General features: G+C 72.0%; 16 protein-coding genes. 2 read left to right on the top strand and 14 right to left on the bottom strand.

From position 1 onward, the window contains the following. Positions 1-2: 2 nt before the first annotated feature. From kdpB to N912_RS54840, 5 genes are all read right to left on the bottom strand, one after another. The gene (gene kdpB, locus N912_RS0126925; RefSeq protein WP_084211242.1) at positions 3-2,132 is read right to left on the bottom strand and encodes a potassium-transporting ATPase subunit KdpB; all 2,130 of its coding nucleotides are present in this window, start codon (positions 2,130-2,132) and stop codon (positions 3-5) included. After that, complete coding sequence (kdpA, locus tag N912_RS0126920; protein WP_028924838.1) at positions 2,129-3,802, bottom strand: potassium-transporting ATPase subunit KdpA; 1,674 nt, start codon at positions 3,800-3,802, stop codon at positions 2,129-2,131. Before kdpA ends, kdpB begins: the two co-directional genes overlap by 4 nt. Further along, positions 3,802-3,900: a K(+)-transporting ATPase subunit F gene (gene kdpF / locus N912_RS63780; protein WP_028924837.1), complete on the bottom strand. Its 99-nt coding sequence runs from the start codon at positions 3,898-3,900 to the stop codon at positions 3,802-3,804. Before kdpF ends, kdpA begins: the two co-directional genes overlap by 1 nt. Positions 3,901-4,150: 250 nt before the next feature. Next, the gene (locus N912_RS60730) at positions 4,151-4,618 is read right to left on the bottom strand and encodes a hypothetical protein (protein WP_156994043.1); all 468 of its coding nucleotides are present in this window, start codon (positions 4,616-4,618) and stop codon (positions 4,151-4,153) included. 113 nt (positions 4,619-4,731) lie between these two features. Further along, on the bottom strand, positions 4,732-6,000 hold the full coding sequence (locus N912_RS54840; RefSeq protein WP_037066704.1) for an ABC transporter permease: 1,269 nt from the start codon (positions 5,998-6,000) through the stop codon (positions 4,732-4,734). A gap of 92 nt (positions 6,001-6,092) precedes the next feature. Here N912_RS54840 and N912_RS0126900 point away from each other — a divergent pair, with 92 nt between their 5' ends. Next, positions 6,093-7,247: a sensor histidine kinase gene (locus tag N912_RS0126900; protein WP_028924836.1), complete on the top strand. Its 1,155-nt coding sequence runs from the start codon at positions 6,093-6,095 to the stop codon at positions 7,245-7,247. A 3-nt stretch (positions 7,248-7,250) separates the two neighbouring features. Next, entirely contained in the window at positions 7,251-7,919 is a 669-nt protein-coding gene (locus N912_RS0126895) for a response regulator (RefSeq protein WP_028924835.1), read from the top strand. 57 nt (positions 7,920-7,976) lie between these two features. Here the strand turns inward: N912_RS0126895 and mutM are convergent, their stop codons facing one another. From mutM to N912_RS0126850, 9 genes are all read right to left on the bottom strand, one after another. Next, complete coding sequence (gene mutM, locus N912_RS0126890; RefSeq protein WP_028924834.1) at positions 7,977-8,837, bottom strand: bifunctional DNA-formamidopyrimidine glycosylase/DNA-(apurinic or apyrimidinic site) lyase; 861 nt, start codon at positions 8,835-8,837, stop codon at positions 7,977-7,979. Between the two features lie 3 nt (positions 8,838-8,840). After that, the gene (locus tag N912_RS0126885; RefSeq protein ID WP_028924833.1) at positions 8,841-9,662 is read right to left on the bottom strand and encodes a ribonuclease III family protein; all 822 of its coding nucleotides are present in this window, start codon (positions 9,660-9,662) and stop codon (positions 8,841-8,843) included. Positions 9,663-9,681: 19 nt separating this feature from the next. After that, positions 9,682-9,864 (bottom strand): 50S ribosomal protein L32, encoded by a 183-nt coding sequence (rpmF, locus tag N912_RS0126880; RefSeq protein WP_028924832.1) that lies wholly within the window; start codon positions 9,862-9,864, stop codon positions 9,682-9,684. A 29-nt stretch (positions 9,865-9,893) separates the two neighbouring features. Beyond that, positions 9,894-10,493 (bottom strand): YceD family protein, encoded by a 600-nt coding sequence (locus N912_RS0126875; protein WP_028924831.1) that lies wholly within the window; start codon positions 10,491-10,493, stop codon positions 9,894-9,896. A gap of 24 nt (positions 10,494-10,517) precedes the next feature. After that, a complete protein-coding gene (locus N912_RS54835) occupies positions 10,518-11,645 on the bottom strand; it encodes a MinD/ParA family ATP-binding protein (RefSeq protein ID WP_051580840.1) in 1,128 nt (375 codons plus the stop codon). Between the two features lie 318 nt (positions 11,646-11,963). Continuing rightward, entirely contained in the window at positions 11,964-12,686 is a 723-nt protein-coding gene (locus tag N912_RS0126865; RefSeq protein WP_028924830.1) for an SPFH domain-containing protein, read from the bottom strand. A gap of 90 nt (positions 12,687-12,776) precedes the next feature. Beyond that, a complete protein-coding gene (gene coaD / locus N912_RS0126860) occupies positions 12,777-13,256 on the bottom strand; it encodes a pantetheine-phosphate adenylyltransferase (RefSeq protein WP_028924829.1) in 480 nt (159 codons plus the stop codon). Continuing rightward, entirely contained in the window at positions 13,253-13,840 is a 588-nt protein-coding gene (rsmD, locus tag N912_RS0126855; protein ID WP_281176307.1) for a 16S rRNA (guanine(966)-N(2))-methyltransferase RsmD, read from the bottom strand. Before rsmD ends, coaD begins: the two co-directional genes overlap by 4 nt. 34 nt (positions 13,841-13,874) lie before the next feature. Then, positions 13,875-17,252 (bottom strand): pyruvate carboxylase, encoded by a 3,378-nt coding sequence (locus tag N912_RS0126850; protein ID WP_028924827.1) that lies wholly within the window; start codon positions 17,250-17,252, stop codon positions 13,875-13,877. Positions 17,253-17,395 lie beyond the last annotated feature (143 nt).

Genomic DNA, 17,395 nt, shown 5'->3' with positions numbered 1-17,395 from the left:
TGTCAGCCAATCCCCGGCAGCAGCCGGACCAGCAGGTCGATCAGGAAGATGCCGACGAACGGGGTGACGATGCCGCCCAGCCCGTAGATCAGCAGGTTGCGCCGCAGCAGCGCGGCCGCGCTGGACGGGCGGAACCGCACGCCCCGCAGGGCCAGCGGGATCAGCGCCACGATGACCAGCGCGTTGAAGATCACCGCGGACAGGATCGCGGACTGCGGGCTGGCCAGGTGCATGATGTTGAGCTTGTTCAGCTGCGGGTAGGCCAGCACGAACATGGCCGGGATGATGGCGAAGTACTTGGCCACGTCGTTGGCCACCGAGAAGGTGGTCAGCCCGCCCCGGGTGATCAGCATCTGCTTGCCGATCTCCACGATCTCGATCAGCTTGGTGGGGTCGGAGTCCAGGTCGACCATGTTGCCGGCCTCTTTGGCCGCCGCCGTGCCGGTGTTCATCGCCACCCCGACGTCGGCCTGGGCCAGCGCCGGGGCGTCGTTGGTGCCGTCACCGGTCATCGCGACCAGCCGCCCGCCCTCCTGCTCGCGGCGCATCAGCTCCATCTTGTCCTCGGGGGTGGCCTCGGCCACGAAGTCGTCGACGCCGGCCTCGGCGGCGATCGCCTTCGCGGTCTTCGGGTTGTCCCCGGTGATCATCACGGTGCGGATGCCCATCGCGCGCAGCTCGGCGAACCGCTGCGCCATCAGCGGCTTGACCACGTCGGCGAGCCGGATCACGCCGAGCACGCGCGCGCCCCGGCCGTCTCGGCCGTCGACCTGGGCCACCACCAGCGGGGTGCCGCCGTCCTCACTGATCTCGTCGACCACGGCGGCCACTTCGGAAGGGACGTCGCCGCCGTGGGAGCGGACCCAGGTGGCCACCGCGGCGGTGGCGCCCTTGCGGACCTGGCGGCCGTTCAGGTCCAGCCCGGACATCCGCGTCTGCGCGGTGAACGGGATGAACTCCGCGAGCACCTCGTCCGCCGTGGCCTCCCCCGGGAGGCCGTGCTCGGTCGCGCACAGCTCGACGATGCTGCGGCCCTCCGGCGTCTGGTCGGCCAGGCTGGACAGCCGCACGGCCTCGGCCAGCTCCGCCACCGGGACGCCGGACACCGGGATGAGCCCGGTGGCCTGCCGGTTGCCGTAGGTGATGGTGCCCGTCTTGTCCAGCAGCAGGGTGTCCACGTCACCGGCGGCCTCCACCGCGCGGCCGGACTTGGCCAGCACGTTGCGCTGCACCAGCCGGTCCATGCCGGCGATGCCGATCGCGGACAGCAGCGCCCCGATCGTGGTCGGGATCAGGCAGACCAGCAGCGCGGTCAGCACGATCAGCGACTGCGGGGCGCCCGCGTAGCCGGCCATCGGCTGCAGCGCGACCACCGCGAGCAGGAAGATGATGGTCAGCGCGGCGAGCAGGATGGTCAGCGCGATCTCGTTCGGCGTCTTCTGCCGCTGCGCGCCCTCCACCAGCGCGATCATCCGGTCCACGAAGGACTCGCCGGGCTTGGTGGTGATCTCCACGATGATCCGGTCGGACAGCACCGTGGTCCCGCCGGTGACCGCGGAACGGTCGCCGCCGGACTCCCGGATGACCGGGGCCGACTCGCCGGTGATGGCCGACTCGTCGACGGTGGCGATGCCCTCCACGATGTCCCCGTCCCCGGGGATCACCTGGCCGGCCACCACCAGGACCCGGTCGCCGACCCGCAGCTCGGTGCCCGGCACCTCCTCGGTCTCGTCGCCCGGCCCGATCAGCCGGTGCGCGACCGTCTCGATCTTCGTACGGCGCAGCGTGTCGGCCTGCGCCTTGCCCCGGCCCTCGGCCACCGCCTCGGCCAGGTTGGCGAAGATCACCGTGAGCCACAGCCAGACCGCGATCAGCCAGGAGAACAGGCTGGGCTCGACGACGGCCTGGATGGTCACGAGCACGGACCCGACCCAGACCACGAACATCACCGGGTTGCGCAGCTGGGTACGGGGGTCCAGCTTGCGCAGCGCCTCCGGGAACGAGGTCAGCAGTTGGCGCGGGCTGAACGCGCCGGCGCCGACGGCACGGCCGGTGCGCTCGGCGTGCAGGTGCTGCGCCTCGTCGGGGCTGCGCACCGGGTGTTCAGCACGGTCTGTGACAACGCGAGTCATGCAAGTGCCTCCGCGATAGGCCCGAGCCCGAGGGCCGGGAAGAAGGTGAGGGCGGCGACGATGACGACGGTGCCGGTGACGAGCACGGCGAACTGGACGCCGTCGGTGGGCAGCGTGCCCGCGCCCGGCTCGACCCGGCGCTGTGCGGCCAGCGAGCCGGCCAGCGCGAGCACCGCGAGGATCGGCACGAACCGGCCGAAGAGCATCGCGATGCCCAGGGTGGACTGGAAGAAGTCGCTGGTCACGGTCAGCCCGCCGAACGCGCTGCCGTTGTTGTTGGACCCCGAGGCGTAGGCGTAGAGCACCTCGGACCAGCCGTGCGGGCCGCTGTTGGTCATCGCGTCACCGCTGGAGGGCAGCGCGATGGCCAGCCCGGACAGCAGCAGCACCAGGGTCGGCATAGCCAGGATGGAGATCGCGGCGGCGGTCACCTCGCGGCGGCCGAGCTTCTTGCCGAGGTACTCCGGGGTGCGCCCGACCATCAGCCCGGCCAGGAACACGGCGATCACCGCCAGCACCAGGATCCCGTACAGGCCGGTGCCCACCCCGCCCGGCGTGACCTCGCCGAACAGCATGTTCAGCAGCGGCACCCCGCCGCCGAGCCCGGTGTAGCTGTCGTGCAGCGAGTTCACCGCCCCGGTCGAGGTGCCGGTGGTGGTGTCGGCGAACAGCGCGGAGGAGGGGATGCCGAACCTGACCTCCTTGCCCTCCATGGCGCCGCCGGCGGCCAGCGCGGCGGGGCCGGTCGGGTGCGACTCCGCCCACCAGACCACCGCGAGCATCGCGCCCCACAGCGTGCCCATCACCGACAACAGCGCGTAGCCCTGCCGAGTGTTGCCGACCATCACGCCGAAGGTGCGGGTCAGGCACACCGGGATGACCAGGATCAGGAAGATCTCCAGCAGGTTCGAGCCGCCGTTGGGGTTCTCGAACGGGTGTGAGGAGTTGGCGTTGAGGATGCCGCCGCCGTTGGTGCCCAGCTCCTTGATCGCTTCCTGGGACGCGACCGGGGCCAGCGCGATCGTGTGCTGCTGGCCGTCCACGCCGGTGACGTCCACGCCCGAGCGCAGGCTCATCGCCGCGCCGAGCGCCACCAGCAGGATCGCCGCCAGGAACGACACCGGCAGCAGCACCCGGATGCTCGCCCTGGTGATGTCCACCCAGACGTTGCCGATCCGGTCCGCGTTGGCCCTGATGAACCCGCGCACCAGCGCGATCGCCACCGCGATGCCGACGGCGGCGGAGACGAAGTTCTGCACGGTCAGCCCGAGCATCTGCACGGCGTGCCCGTAGGTCGTCTCCGGGACGTAGGACTGCCAGTTCGTGTTCGTCACGAACGACACCGCCGTGTTGAACGCCATCGCGGGCGGGATCGTGTCACCGTCCACGCCGCGCCCGAACCCGAACGGCAGCACCGGCTGCAGCCGCTGGAACAGGTACAGCAGCACCAACGAGGCGAAGGAGAACCCGAGCACGCCGGCGGCGTAGGTGGTCCAGCGCTGCTCGGCGTCCGGGTCGACCCGGACCAGCCGGTAGATCGCCCGCTCCACCCGGGAGTGCTTCGGCGAGGTCATCGCCGTGGCCATGTAGTTGCCGAACGGCACGTACACGGCGGCGAGGAGCACCAGCAACACGCCGACCTGGAGCAGGCCGGCCACGAAGGAGGACATCAGAAGCGCTCCGGTCTGATCAACGCGACGAAGAGGTAGACGAGCAGCAGCAGCGCGATCACGCCGCCCGCGATGTTGGCGATCACAGCCGCTCCAATCCGCGCAGCATGATCGTCAGCAGCGCGAAGCAGCCGATGATCAGCAGTACATAGGCCAGATCGGCCATCAACGTGCCTTTCCTCGAACACCGACGGGGGTCGCCTGGAAGCGTGCGCGAACGGGTGCCCCGTTAGCTCGTGCGCTGCGGCGCCTTGACGGGCGACGGGGGCACCTTGACGCGTTTTTGACGGGCGCGTGAGCGCGCTCACCGGGCCGGGTGAGAAGTTGGGTCCAGCCGGGTGAGCTGCGTCAACGCATTCGGTGACCGCCCGTCGAGAGGACCGGCCGGCGCGCCTGCGTCACCTCGGCCCGCGCCGCCGACGCCACCGCTCGAATGCGGTGACGCGCGAGCACCGCGCCGCACGCGAGGCCGGCCAGGCTCGCGCCCGCGCCCGACGTCACCAACAGCGCCAGGGCGAACCGGCTCGGCGGGTCCAGCCAGAGCTCACCGAACCGGTGCAGCACGAAGCCGGAGTACAGCGCCCAGCACTGCGCGGCGCACGCCACCGCTCCCGCGAGCGTGGTCACGGAACCGACGCCGACGGCGACGACCGCGAGCAGCACCAGCCCGAGCACCGGCCGCGAGGCCGCGCCGAACAGCTCACCCAGTGGCCAGGCGACCAGCGTGGCCGCGACCGCCGCTCCGAAACCGAGCGCGCTTCCCGCCGTACCGGGCAGGCGAGGTGGCACGGTCGCCGAGATCCGAGAGCCGAACATCCCGGTCACCTCCCGGGCCAGAGCATGCCGCCGAGCCCGTACCCCCGACCGCCCGCTCACACCCCGCTGACGCCCGCACCCCCAACCTTGACGCGATCCTGACGCGGCCGCCTCTACTCGAACCGCAACGCCTCGATGGGTTTGAGCCGGGCGGCGCGCCAGGCCGGGTATCCGCCGGCGGCCAGGCCGATGAGCAGGCTGATCCCGAACGCGATGCCGATCGGGGTGATCGAGAGCACCGGGTCGAACGAGGCCAGCATCCCGCCCGACCCCATGCCGGACAGCAGCGCCTTGGTCCCCAGGATCGCCCCGACGGCGAGCGCGACGCCGATCACGCCGCCCAGCCCGGCCACGGTGACCGCCTCCATGACGAACTGGCCCAGGATCGCCAGGTCGCTCGCGCCGACCGCCTTGCGGGTGCCGATCTCCCTGGTCCGGTCGGTGACCGAGACGAGCATGATGTTGAGCACCCCGATGCCGCCGACCAGCAGCGAGATCGCCGCGATCATCGGGACGAGACCGGTGATCAGCTGGATCAGCCCGGTGAAGGTGCCGACGCGGGTGCCCAGGTCCTGCACCTGGAAGTCGTCGTACGCGGGGTCGGTGACCCGGTGGCGCTCGCGCAGGACCTGGACGATCTGTTCGGAGGCCACCTTGACGTGCGTGGTGGAGGTCGCCTTGACCATGAGCTGGCTGAGCTGGTTGCCGCCGGTGCCCTTGCCGAACACGCCCGCCCTGGCCGCCTTGATCGGCATGATGATGACGTTGTCCTCGGCGGCGCCGTAGGGCTGCATCACCCCGACGACCTTGAACACGGCGTGGTCCAGGCGCAGCGTCTGCCCGATCGCCGAGGACGGGTCCGGCCCGTACAGCGCCGTCGCCACCATTGGGCCCAGCACCGCGACCTTGGCCCCCGACCTGTCCTGCGCCTCGGTGAGGAACGCGCCGGCGGCCAGCGACTTGCGCTGGACGTCGAGGTAGTCGTAGGTGGTGCCGGTGACGGACGCGGACAGGTACTGCGCGCCCGAGGTCGAGGCCGTCACCGCCCTCGACGCCTGGCCGGCGGCGCCGACGGTCGCGCCGGTCACCAGGGGCACCACCTGGGTCACGTTCGGCGCCCTGGCGATGGCCGCCATGTCGGCGTCGGTCAGCGCGTTGGCCGGCGGCCCACCCGGGATCGGGGACAGCTTGGGCACCACCGTGATGCGGTTAGCGATCGGCTCCACCGCGGTGTTGACGGCGCCCACCAGGCCCTGGCCCAGCGAGGTGAGCAGGATGACCGCGAGCACGCCGATGACCAGCCCGAGCATGGTCAGCCCGGACCGCAGCTTGTGCGCCCGCAGCCCGCGCAGCGCGATGACCAGGACGTCCCGCACAATCATGTCTTCCACGCTGCCGACGGATCTCGGGCCGCGCGTCGTCTATCCGCGGTAGTTCCGGGCTCCCGGGGGCGTCCGGGCCGTAATCTCGGGGCATGGCCGCCTGGGCGTCGGTGTCGCGCGTCGCGCGGCCCGGGATCGTCGACGCGGCCGTGGCGGTGGCGCTGTTCGTGCTCCCCGTCGTGGTCGTCAGGCCCGCGCGCTACCCGGACATGGCCACCCTGCCGCACGCGGTCGCGGCGGCCCTGGTCTGCGCGGCGATCGCGGCGCGGCGTCGCTGGCCGCTGCCGATGCTGGCGCTCGGCACCGCCGCCGGGGTCGCCGCCACGGTGGCCGCGCACGGCAGGACGCCGTACCCGCAGATCATCGCGCTCATCGCCTACACGGTGGCGACCCGGGTGGACCGGAAGGTCGCCTGGGCCTGGGTGGGCGGCTGCGCGGGGCTGGTGGTGGCGACCGAGGCGATCGTCACCGCCGACCGGCTGACCATGGAGGTCGTGCAGCCGGTGGCCTGGATCGGCATGGGGGCCGCGATCGGCGGCACGCTGCGCATTCGGCGCGCCTACGTCGCGGAGGTGGAGGAACGCGCCCGCCGCGCCGAGCAGACCCGCGACGAGGTGGCCGCCCGGCACGTCGCCGAGGAGCGGCTGGCCATCGCCCGCGAGCTGCACGACGTGGTCGCCCACCGGATCGCGGTGATCAACGTCCAGGCCGGGGTGGCCGGCCACCTGGTGCGGACCAGACCGGACGAGGCGGCCGAGGCGATCGCGCACATCCGCGCCTCCGGCCGCGCCGTGCTCGGCGAGCTGAGCGCCATGCTCGGGGTGCTGCGCGACACCGGAGACGCCCCCACCCGACCCACTCCCCGGCTGGAGCAGCTCGACGAGCTGATCGAGTCGTTCACCGCCGCCGGGCTGACCGTCGAGCTGAGCGTGCACGGCTCCCCCGGGCCGCTGAGCCCCGCGCTGGACCTGGCCGCGTACAGGATCATCCAGGAGTCGCTGACCAACGTGCACAAGCACGGCCGGCGGCGCCACGCCAGCGTTCGGCTCGAACACCGCGACGACGCGCTCTCCCTGGAGATCCGCAACGCCGACCGCCACACGGCCGACGGCCGGCGCGGCGGGCACGGCATCATCGGCATGCGGGAGCGGGCCGCCTCGGTGGGCGGCTCCCTGCGCGCGGAACCGGAGCCGGGGCCGGACGGCGGGTTCCTGGTCACGGCGACGCTGCCCAGGTCCGAGGGCTGAGCGGTGGACCTAGTTCGGATAGTCCTCGCCGACGACCAGGCGCTGATCCGCGCCGGGTTCCGGGCTCTGATCAACTCCACGGACGACCTGGAGGTCGTCGGCGAGGCGTCCAACGGCGCCGAGGCCGTCGACATGGTCCGCCGCCGGCGCGCCGACGTGGTGCTGATGGACATCCGGATGCCCGGCTCCGACGGCCTCGCGGCGACCAGGCAGATCACCGAGGACGACGACCTCGCCGGCGTGAAGGTGATCATCCTGACCACCTTCGAGATCGACAGGTACGTCTACGAGGCGCTGCGGGCCGGGGCCAGCGGATTCCTCGGCAAGGGCGTCGAGCCCGAGGAGCTGATCGACGCGATCCGGCTGGTCGCCGCAGGCGAGGCGCTGCTCTCCCCCACCGCCACCGGCAACCTGGTCAGGCGCTTCCACACCGGACCCACCGACCGTCGCCGCCTCGACGACCTCACCGAGCGCGAACGGGAGATCACCACGCTGGTCGCCACCGGCCTGACCAACAACGAGATCGCCAAGCGCCTGTTCATCTCGCCGTTCACGGTCAAGACGCACGTCAACCGCGCCATGGTCAAACTCGGAGCCCGCGACCGCGCCCAGCTGGTGGTCGCCGCGTTCCACACCGGCCTAGCGCACATCGTGCCTGGTCACGACCCGTGAGTGGTTAGCGGTGCTATGGCACCGCTAACCACTCACGGGGTCTGACCAGCGGAAACGTTAGGGGTGGGGGTGGCGCGGGCGGGGCTGGCAGCGCGGGCAGAAGTAGGACGAGCGGTTCATGAACGGCACCCGGTTGATCGGCGTGCCGCAGCGGTGGCAGGGCTCGTCCTCGCGGCCGTAGACGTCCAGCGAGCGGTCGAAGTAGCCGGAGTCGCCGTTGATGTTGACGTACAGGGCGTCGAAGGAGGTGCCGCCCTGTTCGAGGGCTTCGGCCATGACCTCGGCGGCGGCGGCGAGCACGGTGCGGGCGGCGGGCCTGGTCAGGGTGGCGGTCGGGCGGGCGTAGTGCAGCCGCGCGCGCCAGAGCGCCTCGTCGGCGTAGATGTTGCCGATGCCGGAGACCAGCGACTGGTCCAGCAGCGCGCGCTTGAGGCCGGTGCGGCGGCGGCGCAGCGCGGTCACCACGGCCTCGACGTCGAAGGCCGGGTCCATCGGGTCCCTGGCGATGTGCGCGATCGGTTCGGGCAGCGGTTCGGTGCCGACCAGGTGCTCGACGCTGACACCGCCGAAGGTGCGCTGGTCCACGAACCGAAGCTGAGGGCCGCCGTCGGCGAAGCTCACCGACACCCGCAGGTGCTTCTGCGCGGGCAGCGCCGGGTCGGACACCAGCAGCTGGCCGCTCATACCGAGGTGCGCGAGGACGGCGTCGGCGTCATCCAGTTCGAGCCAGAGGTACTTGCCCCGACGGCGCGCGGCGGTGACCGTCCGCCCGACCAGCCGGCCGATCACGTCCGCGGGCCCGGCCAGGTGCCGGCGCACCGCCCGCAGATGGAGCACCTCGACGGCCGTGATCCGGCGGCCGACGACGTGTTCGTCGAGGCCCCGGCGCACCACCTCGACCTCGGGCAGCTCGGGCAACTGTCAGGATCCGCCGCTGTCGTCTGTGCCGTCGTCGGTGCCGTCGTCGGTGCCGTCGTCGGTGCTGTCGGAGAGCGAGCGCCAGGCCAGTTGCGCGGCCTTCTGCTCGGCCTCCTTCTTGGTGCGGCCGACGCCGGTGCCCAGCTCGCGGCCGGCCACCACGGCCACGGCGGTGAACGTCTTGAGGTGGTCGGGGCCGTCCTCGGAGATCCGGTACTCGGGCACGCCCAGCTCGGCGGACGCGGTCAGCTCCTGCAGGCTGGTCTTCCAGTCCAGGCCGGCGCCGAGCAGCGGGGCGGCCCTGAGCAGCCCGTCGAACAGCCGCTCCACCACGCCCCTGGCCACCTCCAGCCCGTGCTGCAGGTACACCGCGCCGATCAGCGCCTCGGTGGCGTCGGCCAGGATGGACGCCTTGCCCCGCCCGCCGGTCAGCTCCTCGCCCCGGCCCAGGTAGAGGTACACGCCCAGGCCGCATTCCGCCGTGTCGTCCGCGGCACCGTTCTGGTCACCGCCCGGGGAGTCCGGCCCCAGCTCCCTGGCCACCGAGGCCAGCGCGTGCATGTTCACCACGCTGGCGCGCAGCTTGGCGAGCTGGCCCTCGGGCAGGTCGGGGTGCGAGCGGTACAGCCGCTCGGTGACGATCACGCCGAGCACCGAGTCCCCGAGGAACTCCAGGCGCTCGTTGGTCGGCAGCCCGCCGTTCTCGTAGGCGTACGAGCGGTGGGTGAGCGCGAGCGTCAGCAGCTCGGCGTCGACATCGACCCCGAGCCGCGTCAACAGCGCGGTCAGGTCCTTCTCGGGCCCTCGCGTCGCGCGTCCTCCCACGAGCAGGTACGCCGAACTGTCAGGCCGGGCTGACGACGGGGCGGCCGGCGTACTGGCCGCAGTTCGGGCAGGCCACGTGCGGCGGCTTCAGCTCGCGGCAGGCCCGGTTGGAGCACGGCTCGAGCGCCGGCGCGGAGGTCTTCCACTGCGCACGACGGGAGCGCGTGTTGGAGCGCGACATTCGGCGCTTGGGAACGGCCACGACGATCTCTCCAGCTATCTCGAAAACGGTCACCTAGACCCGTCGCCGTCCGGCGCGGTCTCGGTGGCGGATGCGAGCCGACCCCGCAGGGCGGCCCAACGAGGGTCCAGTGTCTCATGGCCGTGGCTGGCGTCCAGATCGGCCCAACGCTCGCCACAGTCCGGGCACAGTCCCCGGCAGTCCTCCTGGCACAGCGGCGCCAGCGGCAGCCCGAGCAGCACCGCGTCGCGCACCATCGGCTCGGTGTCGATCATCTCGTCCACCACCCGGCTGACCTCGTCGGCGTCGGTGGTGGCCTCGGTGGCGCTGTCCGGGTAGGCGAACAGCTCGCCGAGGCGCGCCTCGACCCGGTCCGCGATCGGCTCCAGGCACCGCGAGCACTCGCCGACCAGCTCCGCGCGCGCCGTGCCGGACACGAACACGCCCTCGCTGGCCGCCTCGAGCCGCAGGTCCAGCTCGATCGGCGCGCCCTCGGGGATGCCGATCAGCCCGAGCGAGAAGCCCGCCGGGGCGGGGATGGTGCGCTGGTAGGTGCGCATGGCGCCGGCCCGGCGCCCCAGCTCCCGGGTGCTGATCACCCAGGGGCTGGTCGGGGCCGGGTGGGCGTCGACGCGCTCATGTCTTGTCATACGACTGTCCAGGGTAGCGCCCCGTCAGCCGGAGAAGCGGTCGGCGACGTGCGCGCCGAGCTCCAGGAAGGCGTACCTGGTGGGGTCGCGCATGGCGCTCAGGTCGAGGCGGCCGCCGGTGGCCAGGTGCGGGTCGTACGGGATCTCCACCACCGCGCGGGAACGGCCCAGGAAGTGGGCGCGAACCCGCTCGCGGTCGATCTCCGGGCTGACCCGGTCACAGCACAGGACGACCACAGCGTCGGCGACCTGCTCGGCGTAGCCGTGCGCGACCAGCCAGTCCAGCGTCTTCGACGCCCGCGACGCCCCGTCCACCGTCGGTGCGCCCACCACCACCAGCGAGTCGGCCAGCGCCAGGGTGCCCTCCATCGCGGAGTGCACCAGCCCGGTGCCCGAGTCGGTGATGATGATGTTGTAGAACCGGGCCAGCACCGCGCAGATCTGCTCGTACTCGTCGCGGTTGAACGCCTCGCTCATCGCCGGGTCCTGCTCCGACGCGAGCACCTGCAGCCGCCCGGCCAGGCTGGTGTAGTGCGAGATCGCCGTCAGCGAGTCGATGGTGTCGATGTTGTCCAGCATCTGCCGGACGGTCACACCGATCTCACCGGTCAACCGGTCGGCCAGCGTGCCGGCGTCCGGGTTCGCGTCCAGCGCGACCACCCGGTCACCCCGGTGCTCGGCCAGCGTCAGCCCCAGCACGGCGGCCACCGTGGTCTTGCCCACGCCGCCCTTGAGCGAGCTCACGGCGATCTGGTGCGCGCCAGGGAGCTGGCGGCGGATGCGGCGCAGCAGCACGTTGCGCGCCGCCTCCGTCTCGCTCACGCCGGGGTTGATCTTGCCGCCGGAGACGGTGTAGACGGCGTGGCGCCAGCCGGTGGTGGGCCGCTCGGCCCTCGGCCGGACTATGTAGTCGTCGGTCAGGTCGGCGGCGGTGCCGGTGCCCGTGTTGTCCGGCGGGGGGCCGTAGTAGCCGGGGTCGGCACGTGGGTCGGCACGTGGGTCGGCACGTGGGTCATAGCCTCCCCTGTCGGGCGGCGGGCCGCCCGAGGGACCGGGGAACCGGTCGGTAGGGCCCTCGGCGTACTCGTCCGTCTCGTTGGACGGCGGGCCGGCCGGGCGGGACGTGGTCAGGTCCGGGTATTCACGCGTCATGGCAAACCGATGCTGGTGCTTGGGCCACCAGTTGCGCGGATCGAACGCACCGGGGCCGAAGGTTCCGTCTGGATAGCGAGGTCGTGCCGCGGCCCATCCATCGGGCCCGGTCAACGGTGGTCCGAGATCGAACTCGGGTACGTCCTCCTCTGGTTGCTCGGTCCGCGTGGACTCGGGCTCCCTGGTCGTCATCGTCCCCTCCAGCGCGACCGGTCACGAGCCCCCTCCTCGATCGCAGGCAAGCGTACGAGTGCTCACCGTCCGTGATCACTATAGGCGAGCGGCGCGTTTCGACAACCCCGGTGGAATGAATAGGGGCTACTCCAACAGGTCGGTACCGATGCGGTCCCGGGAACCTACCGACACCGGCCGGCGCCGTTGGCCTCGCCCCCGCTGTACGGTCTGGAGCGTACGCGTCAAGGTGTCCTCGAAACCGGCTAACGAGGATTCCACGTACTGGTCGCACTCCAGGCGCACCCGTTCGGCCTCGCGCTCCCCGGCGTCGATGATCCGACCGGACTCGACGTGCGCGGCCTGCACCACCTCGGTCTGGGACACCAGCCGGGCCTGCTCGGCCCTGCCGTCGGCGACCGCCTGCTCGTAGGCGAGCCGGCCGGCCTCCACCTGCCGCTCGGCCTCGGCGTGCGCCCTGTCCACCAGGTCCCGGTGCTGGGCGCGGGCCTCGGCCATGGTCCGGTCGGCCTCGTGCTGGGCGTGCGCCAGGAGCTGCTCGGCCTGTTCGCGGGCGTCGGCGACCAGCCGCTCGGCCTCGGCCTTGGCGTCGGCCACCAGCTTGGTGGCCTCCCGCTCGGCCTGCTCGGTCATCTCGTCGGAGCGCTGCTCGGCGCGCGAGACCAGGTCGTCGCGGTGGTCCAGGACGTCCTGGGCGTCGTCGAGCTCGCCGGGCAGCGCCTCGCGCAGGTCGTCGAGGAGGTCGAGCACGTCACCCCTCGGTACCACGCAGGTCGAGGTCATCGGAACGCCCCGCGCCTCTTCCACCACGGTGACCAGTGCGTCAAGCGCTTCGAAGACCCGGTACACGACTGCCAGTGTGCCTGTCGGGTTACCCAAATCGTGGCATTCGGAGGGCCGCGTGTCCCACCCGCGCCGGGCCGAGAGGTGCTATATCACTCAGGTTTCGGCGAGTTTCTTGACCAGCCTGCGGTGCACCGGCTCCGGGAGCAGGTGGGCCACGTCGCCGCCGAACTTGGCGACCTCCTTGACCAGCGAGCTGGACAGGAAGCTGTACTCCGGGTTGGTCGACATGAACAGCGTGTCCACGCCGGACAGCCGCTGGTTCATCTGCGCCATCTGCAGCTCGTAGTCGAAGTCGGTGACCGCGCGCAGGCCCTTGACGATGGCGTGCACGTCGTGCTCGCGGCAGAAGTCCACGAGCAGGCCGTGGAACGAGGCGATCGTGACGTTCGGGCGGTGCGCCGTGACCTCGCGCAGCATCTCGATCCGCTCGTCGATGCTGAACAGCCCGCGCTTGGTCTGGTTGACCAGCACCGCGACGATCATCTCGTCGAACAGCCCGGCCGTCCGCTCGATGATGTCGAGGTGACCATTCGTCACCGGGTCGAACGAGCCTGGACACACCGCGCGCCTCACGAGCCGGGACGGTAACAAAACCCGGTGTACACGATGGTGTCGCCGTAACGTCGATCACGTTGCGGGCGCAGCGGCGGCGGCCACTCGAACCCGCGCGATCGCGCCGGGCGCTCCACCACGACTGTGGCGTCCGGAGCCAGCCAGCCGTTGCCGATCGCGGCCCGCAGCACGTCGGTGACCTCGGCGTTCGGCACCGGGTATGGGGGATCCGCGATCACCAGGTCGTACCGGCGGGGCGCGGCGGCGGACACCACCGCTTCCACCGAAGCCGTCCGTACCCCCGCCCGCTCCCCCAGCCCGAGCGCGGCGATGTTGCCCCGCAGCGTCCGCGCCGCCCGCCGGTCGGACTCCACGAACAGCGCGTGCGCCGCGCCCCGGGACAGCGCCTCCAGCCCGAGCGCCCCGGAGCCGGCGTACAGGTCCAGCACCGCCGCGCCGTCCAGCCCCGGCCCCGCGTCCAGCGCGCTGAACACCGCCTCCCGCACCCGCTCGGACGTCGGCCTCGTCCCGCCCGCCGGCACCTCGATCCGCCGCCCGCCGACCGTGCCCGCAATGATCCTGGTCATGCCGTACCCGTGAGTGATTAGCGTTGCTATGACAACGCTATTCACTCACGGCTCACGCGAGCTCCAGCAGCAGGTCGCCGCCTTCGACCTGTTGGACGGCGCCGATGGCCAGGCGGGACACCGTGCCGTCGCGGGGCGCGGTGATGCCGGCCTCCATCTTCATGGCCTCGATGGTGGCCACGGTCTGGCCGGCGGTCACGGACTCGCCCTCGGACACGCCGAGCGTCACCACGCCGGCGAACGGGGCGGCCACGTGCTTCGGGTTCGACCTGTCGGCCTTCTCCGCGGCCTTGACGTCGGTGTCCACCGACTCGTCGCGCGCCTGCACCGGCCGCAGCTGGCCGTTCAGGGTGGCGAGCACGGTGCGGTAGCCGCGCTCGTCCGCGTCCGAGATGGCCTCCAGCCCGAGCAGCAGCATCACCCCGGGCTCCAGCTCGACCTCGTGCTCCCGGTCGGGCTCGAGCCCGTAGAAGAAGTCCTTGCTGGACAGCACGGAAGTGTCGCCGAAGCTCTCCCGGTGCGCCTCGAACTCCGCGGTCGGGCCGGGGAACAGCAGCCTGTTCAGAGTGTCCCTCGGCGCGTCGCGCAGCCCCTCGCGATCCGACGCGGTGAGCGGGGTGACCTCCCGAGCCGGCGAGCGGCCCTCCAGCGCATGGGTGCGGAACGGCTCCGGCCAGCCGCCGGGCGGGTCGCCCAGCTCGCCGCGCAGGAACCCGACCACCGAGTCGGGCACGTCGAACCGGCCGGGGTCGGACTCGAACTCCTTGGGGTCCACGTCGGCCCCGACCAGGTGCAGCGCCAGGTCGCCGACCACCTTGGAGGACGGCGTGACCTTGACCAGCCGCCCGAGCATCCGGTCGGCGGCCGCGTAGCAGTCCTCGATCTTCTCGAACCGCTCCCCCAGGCCCAGCGCGATGGCCTGTTGGCGCAGGTTGGACAGCTGCCCGCCGGGGATCTCGTGGCGGTACACCCGCCCGGTCGGCGAGGCCAGCCCGGACTCGAACGGCGCGTACACCTTGCGGACGGCCTCCCAGTACGGCTCCAGGTCGTTGACCGCGGCCAGCGACAGGCCGGTGGTGCGGGCCGTGTGGTCGGTGCCGGCGACCAGGGAGGACAGCGGCGGCTGGCTGGTGGTGCCGGCCATGGACGCCACCGCCGCGTCCACCGCGTCCACGCCGGCGTCGATGGCGGCGAGCAGGGTGGCGAGCTGGCCGCCGGCGGTGTCGTGGGTGTGCAGGTGCACGGGCAGCTCGAACCGCTCGCGCAGGGCGGTCACCAAGGTGCGGGCGGCGGGAGGGCGCAGCAGGCCGGCCATGTCCTTGATGGCCAGCACGTGCGCCCCCGCCGACACGATCTGTTCGGCCAGCCGCAGGTAGTAGTCCAGGGTGTAGAGCTTCTCGTCGGGGTCGGAGAGGTCGGCGGTGTAGCAGAGGGCGACCTCGGCGACGGCGGTGCCGGTCTCGCGGACGGCGTCGATGGCCGGGCGCATCTGGGACACGTCGTTGAGCGCGTCGAAGATCCGGAAGATGTCGATGCCGGTGCGGGCGGCCTCGGCGACGAAGGCGTGCGTCACCTCCTCCGGGTACGGGGTGTAGCCGACGGTGTTGCGCCCGCGCAGCAGCATCTGCAGGCAGATGTTCGGCGCCGCCTCGCGCAGCGCGGCCAGCCGCCGCCACGGGTCCTCGGCCAGGAACCGCAGCGCCACGTCGTAGGTCGCGCCGCCCCAGCACTCCAGGGACAGCAGCTCGGGCAGGGTGCGGGCCACGTACGGCGCGATGGCCAGCAGGTCCTTGGTGCGGACGCGGGTGGCCAGCAGCGACTGGTGGGCGTCGCGGAACGTCGTGTCGGTGACGGCCACGGCGGTCTGTGAACGTAACCGCGCGGCGAACCGCTCCGGTCCCAGCTCGCGCAGGAGCTGCGCGGAGCCGTCCGGCGCGGGTCCGGTGGGGTCCACCAACGGCAGCTTGTCCACGGGCTCGGCCACGCGCGGGCGGGCGCCGTGCGGCTTGTTCACGGTGACGTTGGCCAGGTAGCTGAGCAGCCGGGTGCCCCGGTCGGCGGGCTGGCGGGCGGTGAGCAGGTACGGGCGTTCCTCGATGAACGAGGTGGTGACCCGGCCGGCCTGGAAGTCCGGGTCGGCCAGCACGGCCTGCAGGAACGGGATGTTCGTCGACACCCCCCTGATCCGGAACTCGGCGACGGCCCGGCGGGCGCGGCGCACGGCGGTGGCGAAGTCGAAGCCCCGGCAGGTGAGCTTGACCAGCATGGAGTCGAAGTGCGCGCTGATCTGGGTGCCGGTGTGCGTGGTGCCGCCGTCCAGCCGGATGCCTGACCCGCCGGGCGAGCGGTAGTTGCTGATCACGCCGGTGTCCGGGCGGAAGCCGTTGGCCGGGTCCTCGGTGGTGATCCGGCACTGCAGGGCGGCGCCGCGCAGCCTGATCGACTCCTGGTTCAGGCCCAGCTCGGACAGGGTGGCGCCGGCCGCGATCCGCAGCTGGGAGCCGACCAGGTCCACGTCGGTGACCTCCTCGGTCACCGTGTGCTCGACCTGGATGCGCGGGTTCATCTCGATGAAGACGTGGTTGCCGTCGGCGTCGAGCAGGAACTCCACGGTGCCGGCGTTGCGGTAGCCGATGGAGCGGGCGAACCGGACGGCGTCGGCGCAGATCCGCTCCCGGGCGGCCGGGTCCAGGTTCGGCGCCGGGGCGATCTCGACGACCTTCTGGTGGCGGCGCTGCAGCGAGCAGTCCCGCTCGAACAGGTGCACGGTGTCGCCGCCGGTGTCGGCCAGCACCTGCACCTCGATGTGGCGGGGGTTCACCACCGCCTGTTCGAGGAACATCCGCCCGTCGCCGAACGCGGACTCCGCCTCCCGCATCGCCGCCTCCAGCGCGTCCCGCAGCTCGCCGGCGGACTCCACGCGCCGCATGCCACGCCCGCCGCCGCCCGCGACGGCCTTGACGAACACCGGGAAGCCGATGTCCTCGGCCGCCCCGAGCAGCGTGTCCACGTCGTCGGAGGGCTCGGTGGAGCGCAGCACCGGCAGGCCGGCCTCGGTGGCGGCCTGGATGGCGCGGGCCTTGTTGCCGGTCAGGTGCAGCACCTCGGTCGGCGGCCCGACGAAGGTCAGGCCGGCCTCGGCGCAGGCGCGGGCCAGCTCGGGGTTCTCCGAGAGGAAGCCGTAGCCGGGGTAGACGGCGTCGGCGCCGGCGCGCTTGGCGGCCTTGACGATCTCCGGGACGGACAGGTAGGCGCGCACCGGGTGGCCGGGCTCGCCGATCTGGTACGACTCGTCCGCCTTGAGCCGGTGCAGCGAGTTGCGGTCCTCGTGCGGGAAGACGGCGACGGTGCCGATGCCCAGCTCGTAGGCCGCCCGGAACGCCCGGATGGCGATCTCGCCCCGGTTCGCCACGAGCACCTTGTTAAACATGTCTCCTCCAGGGCTGCCGATCGGGCTACCTTGAAATGTGATGACTGGAACGTGACCGAAGCTCATCACACCGGCCCCAGAGCCCGCACGGGAAGCCAGGCGCTATGCATTCACACCACACCTTCCGGCCCCGTTACGGCGGG

Origin of the sequence: Actinospineispora acaciae DSM 45401 (assembly GCF_000620785.1) — a bacterium.
GTDB classification, from domain to species: Bacteria; Actinomycetota; Actinomycetes; order Mycobacteriales; family Pseudonocardiaceae; genus Pseudonocardia; species Pseudonocardia acaciae.
Note: the sequence above shows the minus strand (reverse complement) of the source record. Positions and strands in the feature narration are given on the sequence as shown.